Below are 22,640 nucleotides of genomic sequence, written 5' to 3' on the forward strand. Positions count from 1 at the left end.
TTTCGCAGCGATCCTCACCTCAGATCAAGAGGGAGGATCGCATGACGAATTGTTCACCCCCAGCCCGCCGCTATAGCAGGCCGGGCTAGTGGTCAGGCGCGGCTAGTGGTCAGGCGCGTTCGACGTATTCAAACAGTTCGGTGTTCACGATGATGTCTTCATCTGTACCAACGAAGGGCGGGATCATGACGCGCACGCCGTTGTCCAGAATACCGGGCTTAAAGCTGTTCGCAGCCGTCTGACCTTTCACGACAGGCTCAGTCTCGACGACCTTGCATTTAACGCGCAGGGGCAGCGTGACGTTCAGGGCTTCGTCGCCGTAGTATTCGATGTGAACGATCATACCGTCCTGCAGGAACGGACGGCGATCACCCAGAATGTCTGCGGGCAATGCGATCTGCTCGTAGGTTTCGGTGTCCATAAAGGTCAGCATGTCGTCAGTTTCGAACAGGAACTGCTGGTCTTTCTGCTCTAGCTGAACCTTTTCAACCTTGTCGGCGGACCGAAAGCGTTCGTTCAATTTACGACCATCGCGCAGGTTCTTCATTTCGACCTGTGCAAATGCGCCACCCTTGCCGGGTTTTACATGATCGACCTTGACTGCAACCCAAAGGCCGCCGTCGTGTTCCAGAGTATTACCGGGGCGGATTTCGTTACCGTTGATTTTGGGCATGATTCACTTCGTGTCAAAAATGTGGCGAAAGGTTGAAGCTGGTGTGACGCGGTCTATATCTGGCGCGTGGGGTGCTGGCAAGGCGACTATATAAGCGATGACAATACAGCGAGCCATGCACTAAGCGCATGGCAGCCATTCCAAAAGAGGTCCCCCGAATCGGATGCGATCGGGCATAAGGGCCTTCACGCCGGAACCACAAGAGCTAAAAAGAATCGAGAAGGACCTACTATGAGAGATTTCGTCGACGGCACAGCGTTCAACAACGAACAGGGCAACCGCGCCCGCAAGCTCTTTGCGGCGGTGGTCCTTGCAGCGCTGGATGACGCCATCGCGGATGACAAGAAGTATGGCAACGGCCCAGAGCAGATCGCCCGCTGGGCGCGCTCGCGTGATGGCCGTGAAGTGCTGTCCTGCGCCGGCATCGACCCGAACGAACGGGTTGTGACTGGTCTCATGGAATTCGTCGGCAAGGGTGTTCGCACCTCTGTTGCGCTGTCTCGCGAAGAAAGCGAACGCCGCAACGCTGCCGAACAGGACGCACGCGCCGCCTAATCTTGCCTCTAATCCGACACTTGAACGCGGCCCCCCGGGGTCGCGTTTTTTTGTGCCCCGTGCCAGACGTGTCAAAGCAATAACAAAGGGACGCGCCACGTGACCAAGGCGATCATGATTCAAGGGGCCGGATCGAACGTCGGCAAGTCGATGTTGGTCGCAGGGATCGCCCGCGCCGCCACCCGTGCGGGCCTACGGGTTGCGCCATTTAAGCCACAGAACATGTCGAATAATGCCGCCGTCACCGTTGATGGCGGCGAAATTGGCCGCGCGCAGGCCTTGCAGGCGCTGGCGTGTGGGCGCGATCCGGTGGTTGATATGAACCCCGTCCTACTGAAACCGGAAACCGACATTGGCGCGCAGGTCATTTTGCGCGGCCAGCGCATCGCCACCGTTCAGGCCCGCGCCTATGGCCAGATGAAGGCGCAATTACTGCCAGAGGTCTTGGCCAGCTTTCATGCGCTCGCCAAGACCTGCGATCTGATCATCGTTGAAGGCGCTGGCAGCCCCGCCGAGATTAACCTGCGCGCGGGCGATATTGCCAACATGGGCTTCGCCGCCGCCGCTGGCGTACCTGTCGTTCTGATCGGCGACATCGACCGCGGCGGTGTGATTGCGCAACTGGTTGGCACCCATGTCGTGCTGGACCCCAGCGATGATGCGCTGATCAAGGGCTTTGCGATCAACAAATTCCGCGGCGATCCGAGCCTTTTTGCCGACGGGATGACGGCCATTGCAGGTCGCACCGGCTGGACGCCGCTGGGCATCCTGCCGTGGTTTGCCGACGCATGGCGCCTTCCAGCAGAGGATGTGATGGACGTCGCCAGCCGCCCCGGCGGGCCAATCCGCATTGCCGTCCCGCGGCTAAACCGGATCGCAAATTTTGACGACCTTGACCCGCTGTCCACCACCCCAGACGTCAGCGTCGAGATCGTGCCAGAGGGTCGCCCCCTGCCCCTTGATGCGGATCTGATCCTGTTGCCGGGGTCAAAGTCCACGATTGCCGACCTTGCGCATTTTCGGGCGCAGGGCTGGGACATCGACTTGGCCGCCCACATCCGGCGCGGCGGGCATGTGCTGGGGATTTGCGGCGGCTATCAGATGCTGGGGCAGACCATCGCCGACCCGAACGGGATCGAAGGACCGCCGGGCAGCGTACCGGGGCTTGGTCACTTGGACATCACCACCGTTATGGGACGGCAAAAACGCGTGAAGCTTAGCCAGGCGATCTATCGCCCCACAGGCGACGCTGTGAGCGGCTATGAGATCCACTTGGGGCAGACCACCGGCCCCGCCACCCAAAGCCCATGGCTGACCCTGGATGGCCGACCAGAGGGCGCACAAAGCGCCGACGGACGGATCATGGGCTGCTATTTGCACGGCCTGTTCGCTGCGGACGCTTTTCGCGCGGCCTATCTGGCGCGGTTGGGCAAACCCGTGACGGCCGGGGACTATGGCGCAAGCGTCCAGACAACGCTGGATGCGCTTGCCGACCATATTGCGGCACATCTGGATCTGGATGCCCTGCTGGGCATGGCTGAAACGATTAAAGGTTAGTCAAAGCTTTGCGTGGTCAGGGCGCGGTGAATTTCGCGCCGGACCATCTTGCGCACGTTGCGGGTAATCCGCTCGCCCAATTTGCCCTGCAATTCTTGCCGCACGATGTCACGCACGATGTCGCGCAGCATGGCTTCGTCGATAATCGCGTCGTCGGATAGATAGCTATCCAGCATCGCCTCGGGGTCTTCGCCCAGATCGGGGCCGCCGATCAGATCGTCATTGAACTCCGCCTCATCCGCAGGCGCAGGCGCAGTGCCTGACGCAGTATGATGCCGAAATGCGACATCCTCTACCGCAACATCCTCGACCAGCTCATCCTGTGCCGCATCATCATCGGGCGCATTTTCCGTGTCGCCATAACGCTTTGCCGCCTCGACCAGTGTTCTGGGCCAAGCCGAAACGTTTGCAGGTGCTGCTACAATCTCTTCCGCATCCTCGACCGGAACGTCGCCGCGAAAGCCAGCACGCGCCCAGCTAAATTCCATGGGCGTGCCTGTGCCGTCAGGCTCCCACTCGTCCGGTTGGTCCCGCACGGCAGCTTCCAGCTCTGCGATGGTCGCAAGCAGGTTCAGGCGTTCGCTGGCCGGATCGACCGCTTTGACTAAAGCCGGGGACTGCGGCGCGAAAGCGTCCACGCGCTGCGCGTCTTGCAGCTTAATCGGCTCTGCTTCTGCCGCCGCATGACGCGCAGGCTCTGGTGCGGTATCGACCCGCAGCGCAGGTGTCAGCACTAATTTTGGCATGGTGCGCGGCGGCTTAGACGAAACCACAGCTTTACCTGGGGTCCCTTCCGCGACCAGTCGCCGAATGGACGACAAGACATCCTCTATTTCGACATTGGTCATCGGATCAGACATGATTCATCCCGGTTTCGCCGCACTGCACCTACAGTAGCGGCAACGGTGTCACCAAACAACTAAATGTTTGCAGGACCTTACTGGCCGATAGCCCGCAAAACCCGGTCCAGCGCCTGCCCCTGCTCTGACAAGGCCGCCGGGGCATCCTTAACCAGATTATAATACGCCGCAGGGTCATATTGCTGCACATTCAGGTTCAGATGCTCTGCCGTCAGCAGGCCCATCGCGGACAACACAGCGTAAGATGCGTTCACTTCACCTTCTTGCGCCGTGATCACGTTGGCACGCGCACTCAGCAGATTTTGTTCCGCGTTCAGCACATCCAGCGTGGTACGCGCGCCTAGGGTCGCTTCTTCGCGAATCCCCTCAAAGGCGACGCGGGCAGCGCGGACCTGTTCGTCGGTCGAGCTGAGCGAGGCACGCGCCACCTGAAGGCTGGCGTAGGCGTTTGACACCGACTGCTGCACGCCGAGAGAGGCAAGATGCAACGCAGCACGCGCCTGATCGCGGGTCGCCATCGCCTGACGCACCTGCGAGGGCAAAGCGCCGCCGCTGTAGATCGGTCCGCCAACGCTCAGGTCGACGCTGCGCCCAGCATTGCCGTTGAAATCGACGCCAATATCAGCGCCCAGCGACACAGTCGGCTTATAAGCGGTTTTGGCGCGTTCAATCGCAAGCTCGTTCGCGGCGACAGAATACTGTGCCTGCAACACGCTGGGGTGGTTGCGCACGGCCAGCGCGGCGGCTTCAGATTCCGACTTGGACACCGGGGCGGGTGCCACGGCAGCCAGATCGCCGGGCTTGCGGCCAACGGCGGCGACAAATTCAGCCGCAGCCTGACGTGCATCACCCTGCGCGCCGCTAAGCAAGCTTTGGGCAGAGGCAACGCTGGCCTGTGCCAAGGCCACGTCAGTGCGCGTCACTTCGCCCACATCGAACCGGTCCTGCGCGGCCCGCAGTTCCTGCTGCAAAACGCGCAGGTTATTCTGGCGCAAACTGATAAACTCAGCGGTGCTGCGCACGGACATATAGGCCTGCACAGCCCGGAACAGGACCTGCTGTTCCACATCGCGCAACGATTCGCGGGTGCCCAGCACCAACTGTTTTTGCGCGGCAATCGCCAACTGGTTGGCCCCGGCGTCATACAGCGTCAGGCTGGCCGACAAGGACAGGCTGCCGGTGATGACATCAGCCCCAACGGCGCGCGGAAAGCTGCGGGTTGCAGCGGCGGCCCAGCTGACGACGGGCAATAGCCGCGACGCGGCCTGCGCCACGTCTTCGTCGGCGGCGCGCAGCACAGCGCGGTTCTGCGCCAGCAAACCAGAGTTATTATAGGCGTCAGCCAGCGCGTTCGCGATGGTTTCAGCAGAAACGGCCGTCGACGCCATTGCCAAGCAAACGATGGCAGCACCCTGCCGCAGGACCCGGCGCAACATCACAGCGCAAATACCGCGGCTTTGGCGAAACCAGCTATGACCGGAGCGCCTGCATTAAACGCATCGCGCCAATCAACGCGTCCGTCCGTTTTCAGACCGATCCGTACGGTGCCCAGCGCGCCCTGCGCAAACAGCGCGGCGATGCGGCCGCCGTCACGCAGCTGCGCCAGCAGTGCATCGGGAACAAATTCCACAGCGCCATGAATGACGATCACATCGTAGGGGCCTGATTTTGCGACACCTTCGGTCAGATCGCCCGTGATTACGGCAGCATTATCAACGCCCGCATCCGACAGGTTCGCCTGCGCCTCTGCGGCGCGGGTTTCGTCGTCTTCTAACGCGACCACAAATTCAGCCAAACGCGCCGCAACAGCAGTGCCGTAGCCAAGCCCGCAGCCCACATCCAGCATCACATCAGTTGGCTTAACGTCCAGCGCGTCCAGCATTTTGGCCAGCGTGCGCGGCTCTAGCATGGTGCGCCCGCCCGGCAGGGTCAGGTTTTCACCGACATAAGCCGCTTCGCGCAGCGAGGCAGGGACAAAACGTTCACGCGGAACGCTGAGCATTGCATCAATGATGGGGAATTTTGTCACGTCAGAGGGTCGCACCTGCGTGTCGACCATCATCGTGCGGCGGGTCTCGAAGTTTGCCACGATCTGCACTCATCCGTTCGCTATGATTGATTGTCTGATGCCACAACGCGCCGTCCGGGGCAACGAACGATTGCCTGTGCGGCTCCGCACCATCGCGGGACTGTGGCTTTGCTTATTTCATAGGCGGTATGAAGGAACGCCTAATGTCTCTGCGCGATCAGATCGCAGCGGAATAACCACCTGACACGCCGATAAAAGTGTCCACATGCCGCGCCATGATCCGCACCAATGGCTTTGCCTGCGGCGTCAGGTGCAGGGTGTCACCTTGCACCGTGATCGCATCGCCGAACCGTTCGCACAGCATGGCGCGGGCAGATGCGATCAGGCCGTGCTGCCCCGGAAACTGCTGCAACAAGGACGCGGTATTAAAGGTAAAGCGGCACATCAGGTCGGCGATGATCTGCGACACCACCCGGTCCTGCGGCGTCAGCACATAGCCCTTTTGCCCAGCAAGCCCGTCCTGCCCCACCCGGTCATGCCACGCCGATGTCGCCACCGCGTTTTGCACGAACCCCTCGTGAAAGGCCGAAATCGCAGAGGCACCAAGGCCAAGCAGCGTCTCGCTTTGATCGTCGGTATAGCCTTGGAAATTGCGCCGCAGCGTGCCGTTTGCATCGGCGCGCGCGAGCGAGTCGCTGGGTTTGGCGAAATGGTCGATGCCGATGGCGCGAAAGCCCTGCGCCGTCATGGCGTCATTGGCGATCTCGGCCAGTTCAAACCGCGCCATGGCGTCCGGCAGCGTGTCATCCTTGATCATCACCTGCCGCTTCGACATCCACGGCACATGAGCGTAGCCGTAAATCGCCAACCGATCCGGGCCAAGATCAGAGACATGATCAAGCGTCCGGCGAAAGCTGTCTGGCGTCTGGTGGGGCAGCCCGTACAGCAAATCCACGTTCAGACTGCGCAGACCCGCATCGCGCAGGAATTGCGCAACGGTCTGCGTCTGCTCAAGCGATTGCGGGCGACCGATCGCCTTTTGCACCGCGGGCGCAAAGTCCTGCACCCCGATGCTGGCGCGGCTCATGCCAAAATCGATCAGCGTTTGCAGCAGGTCGGGGGCGGCGTCGGTGGGGTCAATCTCGACCGAGAATTCGAAGTCGTCGGCGCGGTCAAACGCGGTAAAGACCGCTCGCAACAGCCGAGCCATTGTTTTGGCGGGCAGAATCGTAGGCGTGCCGCCCCCAAGGTGAAGCCGCCCCATCCGAAGCCCCGCAGGGGCAAGACGGCGCAGCTGGGCAAGCTCTAGCAAAAGTTGATCGACATAAACGTCAACTGGTCGCATTGTGCTGGTGCCTTGGGTGCGGCAAGCACAGAACCAACACAACCGGCGGCAGAACGGGATATGAATATACACAGACACCGCGCGGCCCTGCGGAATCGCAGCAATCCAGTCGCACTGGACATCGGCGCCGACGCCTTGCCCAAAGTGGTTCGCGGGCGGGTAACTGGTGTAGCGGGGCACCTTGGCATCAAACAGGCCGTGACGGCGCAATAAATCAATCTGTGACATACCCTTCGATTATCCGTGATCCCGGGCCCAATCCTTGATACAGATCAAAACCATGATGATACCTGATTTTGTCGACGTAAAATGCAGCGCCTGCCCCATCCGTCACCGTGCCGTCTGTGCGCGCTGTGACACGGAAGAGTTGTTGCGTCTTGAAAAGATGAAATCCTATCGGACCTTCCCCGCCGGAACAGAGATCCTGTGGCGCGGGGAGCCGCTGGACTATGTGGCGTCCGTCGTCAGCGGCGTCGCATCGCTGTCCAAAACAATGGAAGACGGGCGCACCCAGATGGTCGGCCTTCTGCTTCCGTCTGACTTCATCGGCCGCCCCGGCCGCGCCAAGATCGAATTTGACGTCACCGCCACAACGGACGTGACCCTGTGCTGCTTTGCCCGCGCCCCGTTCGAGGCGCTGGTGATCGACACCCCCCACGTCGCCCAGCGCCTGATGGAACTTGCCTTGGACGAGCTTGACGCCGCCCGCGACTGGATGTTGCTGCTGGGCCGCAAGACCGCGCGCGAAAAGATTGCGACGTTCCTTGATATGCTGGCCCGCCGCTCTCAACTGATTACGCCGAAGGGTGCGGGCACGGCCCCTGCCGCAGCGCTGCATCTGCCCATGACCCGCGATCAGATTGCCAATTATCTTGGCCTGACGCTGGAAACCGTCAGCCGTCAGTTCAGCGCGCTGAAGCGTGAAGGCATCATTGATGTGCCTGACCGGCGCAGCGTGATCGTGATCAATATTGACCTTCTGCAAAACGCGACCGGCGATGATGCAGACGGCGGCGTCGTCGCTTAACCACAACGCGGCGCGAACACACGCATATTTGATGCAGATCAAAGTTTTGATCGCATTCATCTTTTAGGCCCAAAGATGGAACCGGCTGCGCCATGCGATGCGCGCCGGCACGTTGAGGGACTATTGATGAATTACGTCAAGCTGACGCTATTGGGCTGCGTGACGCTGATCGCAGCGCTCGGGGCGAATTGGGCACATGACCTATCCTACCAGGTACATGCCTTTCTAATCATGCTGGTTTCGGCATACCTGTTCTTGCAGGTGCTGCGCCAAACGGACGAGGTGGCCTCGCCTGCCGCGCCGATGGATGAATACAGCGACGGCGTGATTCGCGCTGGCGTTATCGCCACTGCCTTTTGGGGGATCGCAGGCTTTTTGGTCGGCACCTTCATTGCGTTCCAGCTCGCCTTTCCGGTGCTGAACTTTGAATGGGCGCAACCTTTTGCCAACTTTGGCCGGTTGCGGCCGCTGCACACCAGCGCCGTGATCTTTGCCTTTGGCGGCAACGCGCTGATCTGCACATCGTTTTACGTCGTGCAGCGCACCAGCGGCGTACGCCTTTGGGGCGGCAAAACGGCATGGTTCGTCTTTTGGGGCTATCAGCTGTTCATCGTTCTGGCGGCCACGGGCTATTTGCTCGGCTCGACCCAGTCCAAAGAATACGCAGAGCCTGAATGGTACGTCGATATCTGGCTGACAATCGTCTGGCTGGCCTATCTGGCGGTCTTTCTTGGCACCATCGTGCGCCGCCGGGAAAAGCATATCTACGTCGCCAACTGGTTCTATCTGGCCTTCATCATCACCGTCGCCATGCTGCATGTCGTCAACAACCTGTCGATCCCCGTCAGCTTTTGGGGCAGCAAATCGGTACAAGTCTTTGCGGGCGTGCAGGATGCCATGACCCAGTGGTGGTACGGCCACAACGCCGTCGGCTTCTTTCTGACCGCAGGCTTTCTGGGCATGATGTACTATTTCGTGCCAAAGCAGGCAGAGCGTCCGGTCTATAGCTACAAGCTGTCGATCATCCACTTCTGGGCGCTGATCTTTCTTTATATCTGGGCGGGTCCGCACCACCTGCACTATACCGCCCTACCCGATTGGGCTGCGACCCTTGGCATGGTGTTTTCCATCGTGCTGTGGATGCCCAGCTGGGGCGGCATGATCAACGGTCTGATGACCCTGCAAGGGGCTTGGGACAAACTGCGCACCGACCCGATCATGCGGATGTTCGTCCTGTCCCTTGGTTTCTACGGTATGTCCACATTCGAGGGTCCGATGATGTCGATCCGCGCTGTGAACTCGCTGTCGCACTACACGGACTGGACCATCGGTCACGTTCATTCCGGCGCGCTTGGCTGGAACGGCATGATCACCTTTGCTTGCCTTTACTTCCTGACACCGCGCCTGTGGGGCCAAAAGGAAATGCATTCCATGCGCGCCATCAGCTGGCACTTCTGGCTGGCGACGCTGGGGATCGTTCTTTACGCCTCCTCCATGTGGGTGTCCGGCATCATGGAAGGCCTGATGTGGCGTGAAGTCGATGACCAAGGTTTCCTTGTGAACGCATTCGCCGACACCGTCAGCGCCAAGTTCCCGATGTATGTCGTGCGCGGTCTGGGCGGGGTCATGTTCCTGTCGGGTGCACTGATCATGGTTTGGAACATCTGGATGACCATCCGCGCCGGTAAGCCCGTCACAACCGCAACTCCTGCACGCTACGCTGTTGCGGCTGAATAAGGATCAAACACATGGCATTTCTTGATAAACACGCGATCCTTGAAAAAAGTCCGACGCTGTTGCTGACCTTCTCTTTGATCGTGGTCAGCATCGGCGGGATCGTGGAAATCGCGCCGCTGTTCTGGCTGGAAAACACGATCGAAGAGGTCGAAGGCGTGCGCCCCTACTCCCCGCTCGAACTGACGGGGCGTGACATCTATGTCCGCGAGGGTTGCTACAACTGTCACAGCCAGATGATCCGCCCGATGCGCGACGAGGTAGAGCGTTACGGTCACTATTCACTGGCCGCGGAATCGATGTACGACCATCCGTTCCAGTGGGGATCAAAGCGGACCGGGCCGGATCTGGCCCGCGTTGGCAATCGCTATTCGAACGCGTGGCACGTCGACCACCTGCGCGACCCGCAAGCGGTTGTTCCCGAAAGTGTCATGCCAAAGTATGCCTTTTTGGAAACCACGCCTGCCAAGGCCGAATACGTCGATGACCTGATGTCGACCCACCGCTTTGTCGGCGTTCCTTATGACGACGAGGATATCGCGCAGGCTAAGCTGGATTTCCGCGCGCAGGCCGATCCAGATTCCGACACCTCTGGTTTGTTGGAACGCTATCCCGGCGCGGCTGTTGCGAACTTTGACGACCAGCCCGGCATTTCGGAAATGGATGCGTTGATCGCCTACCTGCAGGTGCTTGGCACGATGGTCGACTTTTCCACCTTTACCCCCGACGCCAGCCGATAGGAGGCTTTGATGGATACCTACACCTTCATGCGCCAACTGGCAGACAGTTGGATTTTGCTGGCCATGTTCGGCTTCTTCGCCAGCGCCGCAATCTGGGCCTTTTTGCCCAGCCAGCGCCGTGCCCGTGAAGACGCCAGCATGATCCCGTTCCGCAATGACTCCGCCCCTAAGGCCAGCCCTGACGCTCGCGCCGATCAGGATGCGCCCAACCCAAAGGGTCAGCCCCATGACTAAGAATGTGACTGAGAATAAGCCGGTCAAAGGCAAAAATATCGACGAGACAACTGGTGTCGAGACAACCGGCCACAGCTGGGATGGCATCACAGAGCTGAACAATCCCCTGCCCCGTTGGTGGCTGTGGACGCTGTATGCCTGTATCGTCTGGGCCGTCGGCTACACGATCTTTTACCCCGCTTGGCCGATGATCTCGGGTGCCACCAGCGGCACGCTGGGTTGGTCAACACGCGGCGCAGTGGCGCAGGACATCGCCGATCACGAGGCGAAGAACGCGCAACTGGTGGCCGACCTGGTCGCCGCCGATTTGCCAACGCTCGCGCCCGGCGATCCGCTGCACCGCTATGCCGTCGCCCGTGGCGGCGCAGTGTTCCGTGCCAATTGCAGCCAGTGCCACGGCTCTGGCGCGGCGGGTGCGCTGGGATATCCCAACCTGCTGGACGACGACTGGCTTTGGGGCGGCGACGTTGCATCCATCGCCATGACCATCGACCACGGCATCCGTAACGACACCGATCCCGACGCCCGCTGGTCACAGATGCCTGCCTTTGGCGACATCCTGTCCAAGCCGGAAATCGCCTCGCTTGTGACCTACGTCATCAGCTTGTCGGCCACGGTCGAGGATCGGGCACAGGCCGCAGAAGGCGCAGTGCTGTTTTCCGAAAACTGCGCCGCTTGCCACAGCGACGACGCGACCGGAAATCGCGACATGGGTGCGCCGAACCTGACCGACGCGATCTGGCTTTATGGCGGCGATACCGCCAGCCTGACGCAGACGATCACGCAGGCCCGCTTTGGCGTCATGCCCGCATGGGGCCAGCGGTTGTCAGATGTCGATGTCGACGCCGTGGCTGTCTATGTCCACAGCCTTGGCGGCGGCGAACAAGCGCCAGAATAATCACGCCCTATGTGACGTAACGCCGCCCCTGACCAAAGGTCGGGGGCGGTTTTGATTCAAATCAAAGCACAGTTGCCGCGCGCCTCCTATCACAGGCGGGCAATAGTACAGGTTAGTCATGTCCACTCCGTCCCTCTACGCCCCGCGCGAGCCGATCTTTCCCCGCCGCGTCAGTGGTACCTTTCGCCGCCTGAAATGGTGGATCTTGGCGCTGACGCTGGGCATTTACTACATCACACCATGGCTGCGCTGGGACCGCGGCCCCGGCATGCCTGACCAAGCGGTGCTGGTTGATCTGGCCAACCGCCGCTTTTACTTTTTCTGGATCGAGATTTGGCCCCACGAATTTTACTTCGTCGCGGGCCTGCTGATCATGGCGGGCCTTGGGCTGTTTCTGTTCACCTCGGCGCTGGGACGCGTCTGGTGCGGCTATACCTGTCCGCAAACGGTCTGGACTGACCTGTTCATCCTTGTGGAACGCTGGATCGAAGGTGACCGCAACGCCCGTGTGCGGCTCCACAATGCCAAATGGTCCGCGCACAAGGCGTGGCTGCGCAGCGTGAAATGGACGGTCTGGCTTGCCATTGCACTGGCCACGGGCGGTGCCTGGGTGTTCTATTTCACCGACGCCCCCGCCCTGCTGGGAAACCTGCTGAACGGCACCGCGCACCCCGCCGCCTATATCACCATCGCCATTTTGACCGCGACGACCTTTGTCTTTGGCGGCTTTATGCGCGAACAGGTCTGCATCTACATGTGCCCCTGGCCGCGCATTCAATCCGCGATGATGGACCCCGACACCCTAACCGTCGCCTACCGCGACTGGAGGGGAGAGCCGCGCGGCAAGGGCAAGCGTACCGACCCCAATGTGCCCAACACGCATGTCCCGGATCTGGCGCAGGCGCTGCATGCTGGCACTGATCCGGTCGCCACCAAGGGCGACTGCATCGACTGCATGGCCTGCGTAAACGTGTGCCCGATGGGCATCGACATCCGCGACGGGCAGCAGATGGAATGCATTACCTGCGCGCTGTGCATCGACGCCTGCGACGACGTGATGGACCGTATCGGCAAGCCGCGCGGCCTGATCGATTACATGGCCTTAACGGACGAGCCGCGCGAACGCGCCGGCCTGCCGCCGCGTCCGATCTGGCAGCACATTCTGCGCCCGCGCACGATCATCTACACCCTGCTTTGGTCTGCCATCGGCGTTGGCCTTGTCTATGCGCTGTTCATCCGCTCTCCGATCGAGCTGACCGTGAGCCCGGTGCGCAACCCGACTTATGTCGTGCAATCCGACGGCGCGATCCGCAATATCTATGACGTACGGCTGCGGAACAAATCACTCAGCGAAGCCGAGTTCCGCCTGAGCCTGACCGCCGATACCGTGCTGCGCATCGACCTAGAGGGGAACGCGGATCGTGATGTCATCGTCACCGTCCCCGCCGACACCAGCCTGACCCAGCGCGTCTATGTCACCGCCCGCGCGTCCGATCCGGCGGCCACCGCCCACGACACGGCCCTGCGCTTTTGGGTCGAGGACGCCTCAACAGGCGACCGCGCCAGCCAAGCCACGACATTTAACGGGAGAGTCCAATGACACGCGAAATCACAGGCTGGCACGTCCTTGGCATCTTTATCTTTGCGTTCAGCATCATCATCGCGGTGAACCTGACGTTGGCCGTGCAGGCCGTGCGCACCTTTCCGGGGCTAGAGGTTAAGAACTCTTACGTGGCCAGCCAGACTTTTGACGCCGACCGCGATGCACAAGTCGGCCTAAACTGGGACGTCAGGGCGACGCTGCAAGGCAATGAATTGGCTTTGTTCATTGTCCAAGATGGCCAGCCCATCGCCCCAACGGTCGAAGAGGCAACCTTTGGCCGCGCCACCAGCGTCGCCCGCGATCAGACGCCAGATTTCCGGTTTGAAGACGGCGCGCTGCGGGCCACGATCGCAGGCGGCGGCGGTGGCAATTGGAACCTGCGCGTGAAACTGCGGGCCGAGAACGGCACGCTGTTCCAGCAGCGCGTGATCGTGGCGGTCCTGCCATGATGTCAGGCTGTCCTGCTTGCGCAGCGGCCCCTTTGGCGCAGGAAACGGCGCAGGGTCCTGCGCTGCAATTCTCGGTCCCCGGCGTCACCTGCGCCGCTTGCATCGGCAAGATTGAACGCGGCTTGTCGCACCTGAACGGTGTCGCAACTGTCCGCGTGAACCTGTCGATGAAGCGGCTGTCGGTTGCGGGCCAAGTTGATCCCGAGGCGATCCAAACCGCCGTGGCGGCCATGGGATACGAGATTTATCCCCTTGATGTCGCCCGGCTAGAGGCGACGCGCGACGCCCAGGGGCGCGCCTTGCTGCTGCGCATGGCGGTCGCGGGCTTTGCCATGATGAACGTCATGTTGCTTTCCGTCGCGATCTGGTCGGGCGCGGACGGCGCGACGCGGGACATGTTCCACATGATCTCTGCCATGATCGCACTGCCGACGGTCGCCTATGCGGCGCAGCCGTTCTTTACCTCGGCCATGACCGCGCTGCGGGCGGGGCGGTTGAACATGGATGTGCCGATCTCGCTCGCGATTTTGCTGGCGTCTGGCATGTCGCTCTTTGAATCCCTGTCAGGGGGCGAACATGCCTATTTCGACGCGGCGCTGTCGCTGACGTTTTTCCTGCTGATCGGCCGCTATCTGGATCACCGCACCCGCACCACCGCCCGGTCCGCCGCGCGCGAACTGGCCGCGCTCGAGGTGCAGACCGCGACGCGTATCAACGGCGCCCATAGCGAAACCGTGCCCGCCGCAGACCTTCGCATGGGCGATATCGTCTTGGTACCGACCGGCGCGCGCGTGCCCGTCGACGGGGTGCTGCTGTCGACCGCGGCCCTGATGGACCGGTCGATCCTGACCGGCGAAAGCGCGGCCATTAGCCTAGACGCCGGCGCGACATTGCAAGCCGGAGAGGTCAATTTGACCGCGCCGCTGCGCCTACGGTCGCTCTGCGACGGCACCGATACATCCTTGCGCCGCATGGCCGCGCTGGTTGAAACCGCCGAAAACGCGCGCAATAGCTATACCGCGCTGGCCGACCGCGCAGCGCAGATCTATGCGCCCGCCGTGCACGGGCTGGCGCTGGTGGCCTTTGCAGGCTGGTGGTTTGCGACGGGCGACCTGCGCTTTGCAATCAATGTGGCAACGGCCGTGCTGATCATCACCTGCCCCTGCGCCCTTGGGCTTGCGGTACCTGCGGTGTCCACTGCTGCCGTCAGTCGTTTGTTTTCGCTGGGCTATCTGGTCCGGCACGCCACCGCGCTGGAACGTTTGGCAGAAGTCAGCCACGTGATGTGCGACAAAACAGGCACCCTGACGCGGCCTTTTGTAAACCTGCCCGATGACCTGAGCGCGACGGATCGCCAAATCGCCAAGGCGCTGGCGCAAAGTTCGAACCATCCGTTGTCGCGGGCGATTGTCACGGCGCTGGCCGACACCCCTGCCGCAGAGCTGACCGAGGTCCGCGAAGTGCCCGGCAACGGCGTGATGGGCTACTACGGCGATGTGATCGTCCGGCTGGGCCGGGGTTCGTGGATCGGTGCCGCAACACCGGGCCTGTGCCTGTCTATCGGCGACGCACCCCCCTGCCCGCTAGAGGTGCCAGAGGTCGTGCGCCCCGGCGTCGAATCCGCCATCGCCGCCCTTGATCTGCCTTGCGAAATCGTGACCGGGGATGCGGCGCTTCCTGCAGAGCGGCTGGCCGCTTGCCTGTCGGTGCCGTTCATCTCGGGTGCATCGCCGCAGGACAAACTGGACCGCCTGCAAGAGTTGAGCGACGCTGGAGAGCGCGTCTTGATGATCGGTGACGGGCTGAACGACACGGCGGTTCTGGCCGCGGCACACGCCTCTATTGCGCCGTCCACCGCGCTAGAGGCATCGCGCAATGCAGCCGACGTTGTCGTGCTGAAAGACAGCTTTGAGGATCTGCCGCTGGTGCTACACATTGCCCGCGCAACGCGGCGGCTGTCGCAGCAAAACTTTGCCATCGCCGCCCTTTACAACGCCATCGCAATTCCCATTGCCTTGGCAGGCATCGCGACGCCGTTGATGGCGGCGCTGGCGATGTCGGTCTCTTCTTTGACGGTGCTGCTAAATGCGCAGCGGATGCGGTGGGTGAAATGAACGTTCTTGTTGTCCTGATCCCGATCTCGCTGATCCTTGGCAGCGCGGGACTGATCGCGTTCATCTGGACCGTGCGGTCGCAGCAATATGACGACGACAGCGGCAATGCCGCGCGCATTCTGCTGGACGAAGAAGACCGCGTCTGACCCCCTAGAAACGCAAAAGCCCCGGCACGCAGGCCGGGGCTTTTTCATAAACTGACGAACGATTTAGCGGTCGTCGTCGTCTTCGTCATCATTGGTCGCATCGACGTCGTCGGGCAGGTTAAAGAAGCTGTCCGCGTCGCGGATGTCGCGCTTATCTTCGACTTCTTCTTCCTCGACCGGGGTATCATCGGACAGGGTGAAGGTTTCCAGCCCAGCCATAGAGGTCGGCATCTTCGAATCCGGCGACATGCCAAGGCTGCTTTCGGTCGACACCAGCTTGCGACGCTCGTCATCGGTCATTGCAGTGCCTTCACGGGCACGCTTGGCGTTGGCCTTTTGCACGGCTGCGTCCAGTTCGGACTGCTTGCACAGGCCCAGCGCGACGGGGTCGATCGGGTCAAGGTTGTTGATGTTCCAATGCGTGCGGTCGCGGATCGCAGCGATCGTCGGCTTGGTGGTGCCGACCAGCTTGCTGATCTGTGCGTCTTCCAGCTCTGGGTGGAATTTCACCAGCCAATAGATGGATGCCGGACGGTCCTGACGCTTGGACAGGGGCGTATACCGCGGGCCGCGGCGCTTTTCTTCGCCTTGGGCAGATGCGTTGAACTTCAGCTTCAGCTTGTGCTGCGGATTGGCCTGCGCGCTGTCCAATTCAACTTGGGTCAACTGGTTGTTGCTGATGGGGTCAAAGCCTTTGACACCTGTAGCAACGTCGCCGTCAGCAATGCCTTGCACCTCGAGTGGGTGCAGTCCGCAAAAGTCTGCAATCTGCACAAACGTTAGCGTAGTATTGTCGCACAGCCAGACTGCGGTGGCCTTGGCCATGATCGGTTTATCGGACATCGTCTTCACTCCTATCCATCAATTCGACAAGCCTTCCCTGCGCCCTTAAAGGGGCTGACCGCTGGGGCCGGGTTCACATTGTCGGGGAACTTGGATGTAATATAGGTGAAGCAGCCGAAATTGGGAAGATGAAAAACATGAAAGCCGCCCTGACAGCCCTTGCGCTGATGATCGCCGGACCTGCCGCAGCCCAAGACACGGCGGGCGAATTTGACTATTATGTTATGTCGCTGTCGTGGTCGCCAAACTGGTGCGACTTGACGGGGCATGCGCGCAACTCACCACAATGTGCGCAGGACGCGGATTTTGGCTGGGTGCTCCATGGGCTTTGGCCGCAATATGATCGCGGCTATCCCCAAGATTGCCACAGCAAATACGGGCCCCCGTCCCGGCGCGACACCGAAGGCATGGCCGATATCATGGGCACATCTGGCCTTGCGTGGTATCAGTGGAACAAACACGGCAGCTGCACGGGCCTATCGCCGCAATCGTATTATCGCACAGCAAGGCAAGCCTATGACAGCATCCGCATCCCGCAGGCGTTTCGCAAACTGACCCGCGACGTGACCCTGCCCGCCAGCCTGATCGAGGACGCTTTTGTCGACGCTAACCCAAATCTGCCCCGCGACGGCGTGACAATCACCTGCACAGACGGCGCAATTCAGGAAACCCGGATTTGCCTGACCCGCGATCTGCAGCCGCGCGGTTGCGGCGTGGACGTGATCCGCGATTGCACACTGACCAGCGCGGCCTTTGGGGCCATCGACTAATACCTGCATAACGGTCTGCCGTCGTTTTCGCCCCCGGCAGCGCCGTTTCCAACTTGTGCCCGCAGGCCAAGATGCGAGACAACAACCAACAACGGCCTGCCCGCCCATTTAAGAAAAGTAAGCCAAATGACAAACTATGCCCTGACCGTGAACTGCCCATCGTCCAAGGGGATCGTCGCCGCGATCGCCAACTACATGGCCGACAACGACTGCAACATCACGGATTCGTCCCAATTCGACGACACCGAAACGGGTCAGTTTTTCATGCGCATGAGCTTTGAAAATGACGGCACGCGGGATTTAGACGGGCTTCAGAACGGCTTTGTCGCGGCGGCGGAAAAGTTCGGGATGGACTACGCCTTTCACGACGAAAGCGTAAAGATGAAGGTCGTCATCATGGTCAGCCGCTTTGGCCATTGCCTGAACGATCTGCTGTATCGCTGGCGCATTGGTGCGCTGCCGATTGATATCGTGGCGGTGATTTCAAACCATCTGGATTACCAAAAGGTCGTCGTGAACCACGACATCCCGTTCCACTGCATCAAGGTCACCAAGGAAAACAAACCGCAAGCCGAGGCGCAGATCATGGCCGTGGTCGAGGACGCGGGTGCCGAGCTGATCGTGCTGGCGCGTTACATGCAGATCCTGTCGGACCGCATGTGCCAGACCATGTCGGGGCGGATCATCAACATCCACCACTCGTTCTTGCCCAGCTTCAAAGGGGCTAACCCCTATAAGCAAGCGTTCGAACGCGGCGTGAAGCTGATTGGCGCGACGTCCCACTACGTCACCGCCGATCTGGACGAGGGTCCGATCATCGAACAGGACACGGTCCGCGTCACCCATGCCCAATCGTCGGGCGATTATGTTTCGCTCGGCCGCGACGTCGAAGCACAAGTGCTGGCCCGCGCAATCCATGCGCATATCCACCGCCGCGTGTTTTTGAACGGCAACAAGACCATCGTCTTCCCGCCCTCTCCCGGCTCTTACGTCTCGGAACGGATGGGCTAAGCGCGCCCGTCGGGGTATTCGGCGGGGCCCTTCAGCTCTAGCTTATTCCCAAAGGGATCAAGCACATAGAACGAATGCCCCATGCCGCGTGCGCCGCCATGGGTCGCTTCGCGGACGATCTGAACGCCATGCCGGGCCAGATGGTCGCGCATGTCCTGCGGGGCGAAGGGCGAGGTCGCAATGCACAGATGATCGACATTGCGCCCGCCCACCACTGGCGGCACAGCGGCAGCCGCGCCGGGGTGGGTCGTGTCCCAAAGCACGATCAGCGCGGCACCTGCCCAGACCTGTTCCATCCCCATGACCGGATAGGAATAACCCGGCGCGCAGCCCAGCACATCGCGATAAAACGCAAGCGCCCGGGGCATGTCGTCCACAAGAAAGACGACGTGATCAATGCCGACAAGCGCAAAGGGTATGGTGCGGTGGGGCATGTTTGATCCAATCCGCTACATCACAAACGGGCCGGGATCGAAGCCGCGCAGCGCGATATCCGCGTCCAGCGCCTTGCCCCCTGCCCGTTGCAACCGCGTGATCTGCACCGCGCCGCTGCCGCAGGCGACGGTCAACCCGGTCAAGACCTGACCCGGCTCGCCTGCGCCGCCGACCACGGCGCTGCTCAGCAGCTTCACCCGCTCGCCGCCGATTTCACACCACGCACCGGGAAAGGGGGACAGGCCCCGGATTTGGCGATCGACCTGCGCGGCTGGCTGGGACCAATCGATACGGGCCTCGGCCTTGTCGATCTTGGTCGCATAGGTCACGCCGTCCTCTGGCTGCACCTGCGGCGACAGGTCTGGCAGTTGGTTCAGCGCTTGCACGATCAGGGCCGCGCCCATCGCGGACAGTCGGTCGTGCAATCCGCCAGTGGTTTCATCCGGCGTAATGGGCGTGGCCTGCCGCAGCAGCACCGGGCCGGTATCAAGGCCTGCCTCCATTTGCATGATACAGATGCCGGTGCTCGCATCCCCGGCCATAATCGCGCGGTGTATTGGCGCGGCCCCGCGCCAGCGCGGCAGCAGGCTGGCGTGGATATTCAGGCACCCATGCTCCGGCGCGTCCAGCACGGCCTGCGGCAGGATCAGGCCATAGGCGACAACGACGGCAATATCTGCGTTCAGCGCCGCGAACTCGGCCTGCGCGTCTGAACCTTTTAGCGAAACGGGATGGCGGACAGGCAGCCCAAGGTCCAGTGCGCGCTGGTGTACCGCGCCGGGCCGATCCTTTTTCCCGCGCCCAGCGGGCCGCGGCGGTTGGGTGTAAACGGCAGCAATGTCGTGGCCTGCATCATACAGGGCCTGCAGGACTGGCACCGAAAACTCCGGCGTTCCCATGAAAACAATACGCATCTGACTGGCCCTTCCCCGTTTGGATCAGCCAACCAGATAGCGCGGCACGCTGCGTTTTGCTAGCAGCTGCGCCCCAGCACCAGCACCCAGTTCGGACCTTGCGCGCCTTGGGTGATGGCGATGCCCATTTCCTTAACACGCGGGTGCAGCATATTCGCGCGGTGTCCGGCAGAGTTCATCCAGCCACCAATGATCTGCCCGGCGGTCGGAAAGCCCCAGGCCAGGTTCTCGGCGACGGTGCAATAGGCATACCCGGCAGAGCGGACGCGGGCCCCGACGTTCGATCCGTTGCTGCCCTTGTGGCCAAAGAACGCGTGGGTGGACATATCGCAGGCATGACCCGTGGCCGCGCGCCCCAGCGTGGGGTTATACGTCAGCGGTGCCAGCCCGTTTGCCTGCCGCTGCGCATTCACGCCAGCCGCAACCTCGTTGGCCATCTGATTAACGTTACCCGGCATGGCGCAGCTATTTGCGGCAGCGGCGCCTTGTGCGGTGACCATAAGAAAGACGGCTGCAAGGATGGACCGGAGCATAAAATACCTCTGCGAGAAAGTGGGTGCAGGGGTAGATATGCACGGGGAATATGGCAACCTTAGGCCCAGATCACGGCGCGGAGCCGCCTATTGTACGCAATTTTTCGCCAATTGTGGTCAAGGCGAACAAGATAACGGCCATAACGACAATGGATGGCCCGGCGGGCGTGTCCATCTGCAATGACATGGTCAACCCGCCCACGGCGGCCAATATCCCGATCACCGCAGCGCGCAGCGCCATCCCTTCGGGTGATGTCGCAAGCCGGCGCGCGCCAGCGGCGGGGATGACCAGCAGCGCCGTAATCAATAGCGCGCCGACGACCTTGATCGCGACCGCGACGATGCCAGCCAGCAGCAAGGTCAGGATCAAATTCTCGCGTTGCGGATTGACGCCAGACGCGGTGGCAAGGTCGGGGCTTAACGTTGCCAGCAGCAGCGCGGACCAGTGGAACCACAAAACCCCCAGCACTACCGCCGCGCCGCCCCAAATCACCGCGATATCCATGCGGGACACGGTCAGCACGTCGCCGAACAAATACGCCTCTAGATTGATGCGCGCGCCGGGGATCAAGGTGACGGCCACAAGGCCCGTCGCCAACGCGCCGTGCGCGATGACGCCAAGGATCGTGTCTGTGCCCTGCGCCCGGTCCGACAGGCGGTGGATCAGTACGGCCACGACCAAGGCCACCGCCGCCACGCCCGCAAAGATCGAGATATTCAGCGCCAAGGCAATCGCCACCCCAAGGATCGCCGCATGCGCTGTGGCGTCGCCGAAATAGGCCATGCGCCGCCAGACCACAAAACAGCCCAAGACGGACGCGGCAAGGGCGGTGCCGATGGCGGCAAGGATCGCGCGGACCAGAAAATCGTCAAGCATGATCGTGTGCCTTGCTGTGGGGCCCATCGTTGTGGCTGTGCCCATGGTCGTGATGATGATCGTGCCCGTGGTCATGCCCGTGATCGTGGTCATGGCGATACAGCGCCAGCGCGCCGCCCGTGCCCGTGCCAAACAATTCGCGGTATGCGGGCGCGGCAGAGACGACCTCTGGCGTACCTTCGCAGCAGATATGCCCGTTCAGACAGATCACCCGGTCGGACGCGGACATGACGACATGCAGCTCGTGGCTGACCATCAGGACCGCGCAGTTCAGGTTCTGACGCACCCCTTCGATCAGGCGATAAAAACTGGCAGAGCCGGGCTGATCCAGCCCCTGCGTCGCCTCGTCCAAGATCAGCAGTTGCGGGCGCGACAACAAGGCGCGGGCCAGCAGAACGCGCTGAAATTGCCCGCCCGACAGATCGGCCATCTGGCGCTTTGCCACCTCTGGCACGCCGGTCTTGTCTAGCGCTTTCGCGGCGACCGCGTCGCTGACCCGGTGTGGCAAATCCAGAAACCGCCGCGCTGTCAGTGGTAAGGTTGCATCAATCGCCAGTTTTTGCGGCACATAGCCCAGCCGCAGTCCCGGCGTGCGGGTGACGGTTCCGCGATCCGGCGTCAGCGCGCCAATCAGCACGCGCAGCAGGGTGGATTTGCCAGAGCCATTGGGGCCAACGATGGTCACGATCTCTCCGGCTTTGATATCAAGGCCGACGTTTTGCAGGATCCTATTGCCATTGCGCGTAACGCCAATCCCGCGCGCGGACAGCAGGCTCATGGTTGCACCTGACAGGCGGGGCATAGGCCCTGCGCCTCTATCACCGTCTGTTCGATCGCAAAGCCAGCCTGCGATGCCGCCTGCCCCAGAGGCGCTGTGGCGCGGGTTTCGGCGACCTTGTGGCAGCCGCGGCAGATCAGGAAGGCGGGCGCATGATCCGCGCCGGGGTGGGCGCAGGCGATAAAGGCGTTCAGCCCCTCGATGCGGTGGGCAAAGCCGTTATCCACTAAAAAGCCCAGCGCACGGTAGGCAACGGGCGGTTTAGACCCCAACCCTTCCGCATCCAGCCGTGCCAGCACATCATACGCCCCAAGCGCCGCGTGACTTTCCAACAGGATTTCCAGCACCCGGCGACGTACCGGCGTCAGGCGCAAGTCCGCCGCCGCGCAATGCTGCTCTGCGCTGCTGATTGCGTCCGAAACGCAGGCGCTATGGTCATGGCGGTCGAATCCGGTGGCGGTCATGGCGTGCCTTGTTATGTTATAACATACGCTCTATAGCCCCGCTCAATTCTA

General features: G+C 61.5%; 25 protein-coding genes. 13 read left to right on the forward strand and 12 right to left on the reverse strand.

Annotated elements, in window-relative coordinates:
- Positions 1 to 109: 109 nt before the first annotated feature.
- Positions 110 to 673, reverse strand: a complete 564-nt coding sequence (gene efp, locus BM131_RS05355) for an elongation factor P (protein ID WP_090186708.1) — start codon at positions 671 to 673, stop codon at positions 110 to 112.
- A 231-nt stretch (positions 674 to 904) separates the two neighbouring features.
- On the opposite strand from efp, the gene BM131_RS05360 reads away from it, so the two are divergent.
- Both BM131_RS05360 and BM131_RS05365 read left to right on the forward strand, forming a co-directional pair.
- Positions 905 to 1,228 carry a DUF6280 family protein gene (locus tag BM131_RS05360; RefSeq protein WP_090186711.1) on the forward strand — a complete coding sequence of 108 codons (324 nt, stop codon included), beginning with the start codon at positions 905 to 907 and terminating at the stop codon, positions 1,226 to 1,228.
- A gap of 99 nt (positions 1,229 to 1,327) precedes the next feature.
- Positions 1,328 to 2,785 carry a cobyric acid synthase gene (locus BM131_RS05365; RefSeq protein ID WP_090186713.1) on the forward strand — a complete coding sequence of 486 codons (1,458 nt, stop codon included), beginning with the start codon at positions 1,328 to 1,330 and terminating at the stop codon, positions 2,783 to 2,785.
- On the opposite strand, the gene BM131_RS05370 is transcribed toward BM131_RS05365, so the two are convergent.
- The 4 genes from BM131_RS05370 to hemN form a co-directional block, all read right to left on the reverse strand.
- The gene (locus BM131_RS05370) at positions 2,782 to 3,645 is read right to left on the reverse strand and encodes a hypothetical protein (RefSeq protein WP_090186715.1); all 864 of its coding nucleotides are present in this window, start codon (positions 3,643 to 3,645) and stop codon (positions 2,782 to 2,784) included. The two genes, BM131_RS05365 and BM131_RS05370, sit on opposite strands and share 4 nt — an antisense overlap.
- Before the next feature lie 77 nt (positions 3,646 to 3,722).
- Entirely contained in the window at positions 3,723 to 5,081 is a 1,359-nt protein-coding gene (locus tag BM131_RS05375) for a TolC family outer membrane protein (RefSeq protein ID WP_090186717.1), read from the reverse strand.
- A complete protein-coding gene (locus BM131_RS05380; RefSeq protein WP_090187160.1) occupies positions 5,081 to 5,707 on the reverse strand; it encodes a protein-L-isoaspartate O-methyltransferase family protein in 627 nt (208 codons plus the stop codon). The genes BM131_RS05375 and BM131_RS05380 overlap by 1 nt, the downstream gene beginning before the upstream one ends.
- A gap of 184 nt (positions 5,708 to 5,891) precedes the next feature.
- Entirely contained in the window at positions 5,892 to 7,247 is a 1,356-nt protein-coding gene (gene hemN, locus BM131_RS05385; RefSeq protein ID WP_090186720.1) for an oxygen-independent coproporphyrinogen III oxidase, read from the reverse strand.
- Between the two features lie 52 nt (positions 7,248 to 7,299).
- Between hemN and fnrL the strand changes: the two genes are divergently transcribed.
- The 9 genes from fnrL (at position 7,300) to ccoS (ending at position 15,964) form a co-directional block, all read left to right on the forward strand.
- Positions 7,300 to 8,046: a transcriptional regulator FnrL gene (gene fnrL / locus BM131_RS05390; RefSeq protein WP_090186722.1), complete on the forward strand. Its 747-nt coding sequence runs from the start codon at positions 7,300 to 7,302 to the stop codon at positions 8,044 to 8,046.
- A gap of 126 nt (positions 8,047 to 8,172) precedes the next feature.
- The gene (ccoN, locus tag BM131_RS05395) at positions 8,173 to 9,783 is read left to right on the forward strand and encodes a cytochrome-c oxidase, cbb3-type subunit I (protein ID WP_175499192.1); all 1,611 of its coding nucleotides are present in this window, start codon (positions 8,173 to 8,175) and stop codon (positions 9,781 to 9,783) included.
- A gap of 11 nt (positions 9,784 to 9,794) precedes the next feature.
- Positions 9,795 to 10,520: a cytochrome-c oxidase, cbb3-type subunit II gene (gene ccoO, locus BM131_RS05400; protein ID WP_090186725.1), complete on the forward strand. Its 726-nt coding sequence runs from the start codon at positions 9,795 to 9,797 to the stop codon at positions 10,518 to 10,520.
- A gap of 9 nt (positions 10,521 to 10,529) precedes the next feature.
- Positions 10,530 to 10,754: a cbb3-type cytochrome c oxidase subunit 3 gene (locus BM131_RS05405; RefSeq protein ID WP_090186727.1), complete on the forward strand. Its 225-nt coding sequence runs from the start codon at positions 10,530 to 10,532 to the stop codon at positions 10,752 to 10,754.
- On the forward strand, positions 10,747 to 11,652 hold the full coding sequence (gene ccoP / locus BM131_RS05410) for a cytochrome-c oxidase, cbb3-type subunit III (protein WP_090186729.1): 906 nt from the start codon (positions 10,747 to 10,749) through the stop codon (positions 11,650 to 11,652). Before BM131_RS05405 ends, ccoP begins: the two co-directional genes overlap by 8 nt.
- A 118-nt stretch (positions 11,653 to 11,770) precedes the next feature.
- Positions 11,771 to 13,252, forward strand: a complete 1,482-nt coding sequence (gene ccoG, locus BM131_RS05415; protein ID WP_090186730.1) for a cytochrome c oxidase accessory protein CcoG — start codon at positions 11,771 to 11,773, stop codon at positions 13,250 to 13,252.
- Entirely contained in the window at positions 13,249 to 13,704 is a 456-nt protein-coding gene (locus tag BM131_RS05420) for a FixH family protein (RefSeq protein WP_090186732.1), read from the forward strand. The genes ccoG and BM131_RS05420 overlap by 4 nt, the downstream gene beginning before the upstream one ends.
- Complete coding sequence (locus tag BM131_RS05425) at positions 13,701 to 15,818, forward strand: heavy metal translocating P-type ATPase (protein ID WP_090186734.1); 2,118 nt, start codon at positions 13,701 to 13,703, stop codon at positions 15,816 to 15,818. The genes BM131_RS05420 and BM131_RS05425 overlap by 4 nt, the downstream gene beginning before the upstream one ends.
- Positions 15,815 to 15,964, forward strand: coding sequence for a cbb3-type cytochrome oxidase assembly protein CcoS (ccoS, locus tag BM131_RS05430; protein WP_090186737.1), 150 nt, complete (start codon positions 15,815 to 15,817; stop codon positions 15,962 to 15,964). The genes BM131_RS05425 and ccoS overlap by 4 nt, the downstream gene beginning before the upstream one ends.
- Positions 15,965 to 16,027: 63 nt before the next feature.
- On the opposite strand, the gene BM131_RS05435 is transcribed toward ccoS, so the two are convergent.
- On the reverse strand, positions 16,028 to 16,807 hold the full coding sequence (locus BM131_RS05435; protein ID WP_090186738.1) for a DUF1013 domain-containing protein: 780 nt from the start codon (positions 16,805 to 16,807) through the stop codon (positions 16,028 to 16,030).
- A 128-nt stretch (positions 16,808 to 16,935) separates the two neighbouring features.
- Between BM131_RS05435 and BM131_RS05440 the strand changes: the two genes are divergently transcribed.
- Both BM131_RS05440 and purU read left to right on the forward strand, forming a co-directional pair.
- Complete coding sequence (locus BM131_RS05440) at positions 16,936 to 17,577, forward strand: ribonuclease T2 family protein (RefSeq protein WP_175499194.1); 642 nt, start codon at positions 16,936 to 16,938, stop codon at positions 17,575 to 17,577.
- A gap of 126 nt (positions 17,578 to 17,703) precedes the next feature.
- Positions 17,704 to 18,588: a formyltetrahydrofolate deformylase gene (gene purU / locus BM131_RS05445; RefSeq protein WP_090186741.1), complete on the forward strand. Its 885-nt coding sequence runs from the start codon at positions 17,704 to 17,706 to the stop codon at positions 18,586 to 18,588.
- Here purU and BM131_RS05450 read toward each other — a convergent pair.
- The 6 genes from BM131_RS05450 to BM131_RS05475 form a co-directional block, all read right to left on the reverse strand.
- Positions 18,585 to 19,022 (reverse strand): VOC family protein, encoded by a 438-nt coding sequence (locus tag BM131_RS05450; protein ID WP_090186743.1) that lies wholly within the window; start codon positions 19,020 to 19,022, stop codon positions 18,585 to 18,587. The genes purU and BM131_RS05450 overlap by 4 nt on opposite strands.
- A gap of 15 nt (positions 19,023 to 19,037) precedes the next feature.
- Positions 19,038 to 19,937: a methionyl-tRNA formyltransferase gene (gene fmt, locus BM131_RS05455; protein ID WP_090186746.1), complete on the reverse strand. Its 900-nt coding sequence runs from the start codon at positions 19,935 to 19,937 to the stop codon at positions 19,038 to 19,040.
- Between the two features lie 59 nt (positions 19,938 to 19,996).
- Positions 19,997 to 20,470, reverse strand: coding sequence for a CAP domain-containing protein (locus tag BM131_RS05460; RefSeq protein WP_090186748.1), 474 nt, complete (start codon positions 20,468 to 20,470; stop codon positions 19,997 to 19,999).
- A 70-nt stretch (positions 20,471 to 20,540) separates the two neighbouring features.
- A complete protein-coding gene (locus BM131_RS05465) occupies positions 20,541 to 21,347 on the reverse strand; it encodes an iron chelate uptake ABC transporter family permease subunit (protein WP_090186751.1) in 807 nt (268 codons plus the stop codon).
- Positions 21,340 to 22,125 carry an ATP-binding cassette domain-containing protein gene (locus BM131_RS05470; RefSeq protein WP_090186753.1) on the reverse strand — a complete coding sequence of 262 codons (786 nt, stop codon included), beginning with the start codon at positions 22,123 to 22,125 and terminating at the stop codon, positions 21,340 to 21,342. The genes BM131_RS05465 and BM131_RS05470 overlap by 8 nt, the downstream gene beginning before the upstream one ends.
- Complete coding sequence (locus tag BM131_RS05475) at positions 22,122 to 22,589, reverse strand: Fur family transcriptional regulator (protein WP_090186756.1); 468 nt, start codon at positions 22,587 to 22,589, stop codon at positions 22,122 to 22,124. Before BM131_RS05475 ends, BM131_RS05470 begins: the two co-directional genes overlap by 4 nt.
- Positions 22,590 to 22,640 lie beyond the last annotated feature (51 nt).

Origin of the sequence: Loktanella salsilacus, from assembly GCF_900114485.1 — a bacterium.
Taxonomy (GTDB): Bacteria; Pseudomonadota; Alphaproteobacteria; order Rhodobacterales; family Rhodobacteraceae; genus Loktanella; species Loktanella salsilacus.

Bases quoted from the DNA above. Each gene is read 5' to 3' on its own strand.
- BM131_RS05360 (WP_090186711.1), top strand. From the start codon at position 905: ATGAGAGATTTCGTCGACGGCACAGCGTTCAACAACGAACAGGGCAAC.
- ccoO (WP_090186725.1), top strand. From the start codon at position 9,795: ATGGCATTTCTTGATAAACACGCGATCCTTGAAAAAAGTCCGACGCTG.
- BM131_RS05465 (WP_090186751.1), bottom strand. From the start codon at position 21,347: ATGCTTGACGATTTTCTGGTCCGCGCGATCCTTGCCGCCATCGGCACC.
- BM131_RS05435 (WP_090186738.1), bottom strand. From the start codon at position 16,807: ATGTCCGATAAACCGATCATGGCCAAGGCCACCGCAGTCTGGCTGTGC.
- ccoP (WP_090186729.1), top strand. From the start codon at position 10,747: ATGACTAAGAATGTGACTGAGAATAAGCCGGTCAAAGGCAAAAATATC.
- fmt (WP_090186746.1), bottom strand. From the start codon at position 19,937: ATGCGTATTGTTTTCATGGGAACGCCGGAGTTTTCGGTGCCAGTCCTG.
- BM131_RS05405 (WP_090186727.1), top strand. From the start codon at position 10,530: ATGGATACCTACACCTTCATGCGCCAACTGGCAGACAGTTGGATTTTG.
- BM131_RS05440 (WP_175499194.1), top strand. From the start codon at position 16,936: ATGAAAAACATGAAAGCCGCCCTGACAGCCCTTGCGCTGATGATCGCC.
- BM131_RS05475 (WP_090186756.1), bottom strand. From the start codon at position 22,589: ATGACCGCCACCGGATTCGACCGCCATGACCATAGCGCCTGCGTTTCG.
- BM131_RS05425 (WP_090186734.1), top strand. From the start codon at position 13,701: ATGATGTCAGGCTGTCCTGCTTGCGCAGCGGCCCCTTTGGCGCAGGAA.
- BM131_RS05380 (WP_090187160.1), bottom strand. From the start codon at position 5,707: ATGATGGTCGACACGCAGGTGCGACCCTCTGACGTGACAAAATTCCCC.
- BM131_RS05460 (WP_090186748.1), bottom strand. From the start codon at position 20,470: ATGCTCCGGTCCATCCTTGCAGCCGTCTTTCTTATGGTCACCGCACAA.
- BM131_RS05450 (WP_090186743.1), bottom strand. From the start codon at position 19,022: ATGCCCCACCGCACCATACCCTTTGCGCTTGTCGGCATTGATCACGTC.
- BM131_RS05375 (WP_090186717.1), bottom strand. From the start codon at position 5,081: ATGTTGCGCCGGGTCCTGCGGCAGGGTGCTGCCATCGTTTGCTTGGCA.
- fnrL (WP_090186722.1), top strand. From the start codon at position 7,300: ATGATGATACCTGATTTTGTCGACGTAAAATGCAGCGCCTGCCCCATC.
- hemN (WP_090186720.1), bottom strand. From the start codon at position 7,247: ATGTCACAGATTGATTTATTGCGCCGTCACGGCCTGTTTGATGCCAAG.
- BM131_RS05420 (WP_090186732.1), top strand. From the start codon at position 13,249: ATGACACGCGAAATCACAGGCTGGCACGTCCTTGGCATCTTTATCTTT.
- efp (WP_090186708.1), bottom strand. From the start codon at position 673: ATGCCCAAAATCAACGGTAACGAAATCCGCCCCGGTAATACTCTGGAA.
- BM131_RS05470 (WP_090186753.1), bottom strand. From the start codon at position 22,125: ATGAGCCTGCTGTCCGCGCGCGGGATTGGCGTTACGCGCAATGGCAAT.
- BM131_RS05370 (WP_090186715.1), bottom strand. From the start codon at position 3,645: ATGTCTGATCCGATGACCAATGTCGAAATAGAGGATGTCTTGTCGTCC.
- ccoG (WP_090186730.1), top strand. From the start codon at position 11,771: ATGTCCACTCCGTCCCTCTACGCCCCGCGCGAGCCGATCTTTCCCCGC.
- purU (WP_090186741.1), top strand. From the start codon at position 17,704: ATGACAAACTATGCCCTGACCGTGAACTGCCCATCGTCCAAGGGGATC.
- ccoS (WP_090186737.1), top strand. From the start codon at position 15,815: ATGAACGTTCTTGTTGTCCTGATCCCGATCTCGCTGATCCTTGGCAGC.
- ccoN (WP_175499192.1), top strand. From the start codon at position 8,173: ATGAATTACGTCAAGCTGACGCTATTGGGCTGCGTGACGCTGATCGCA.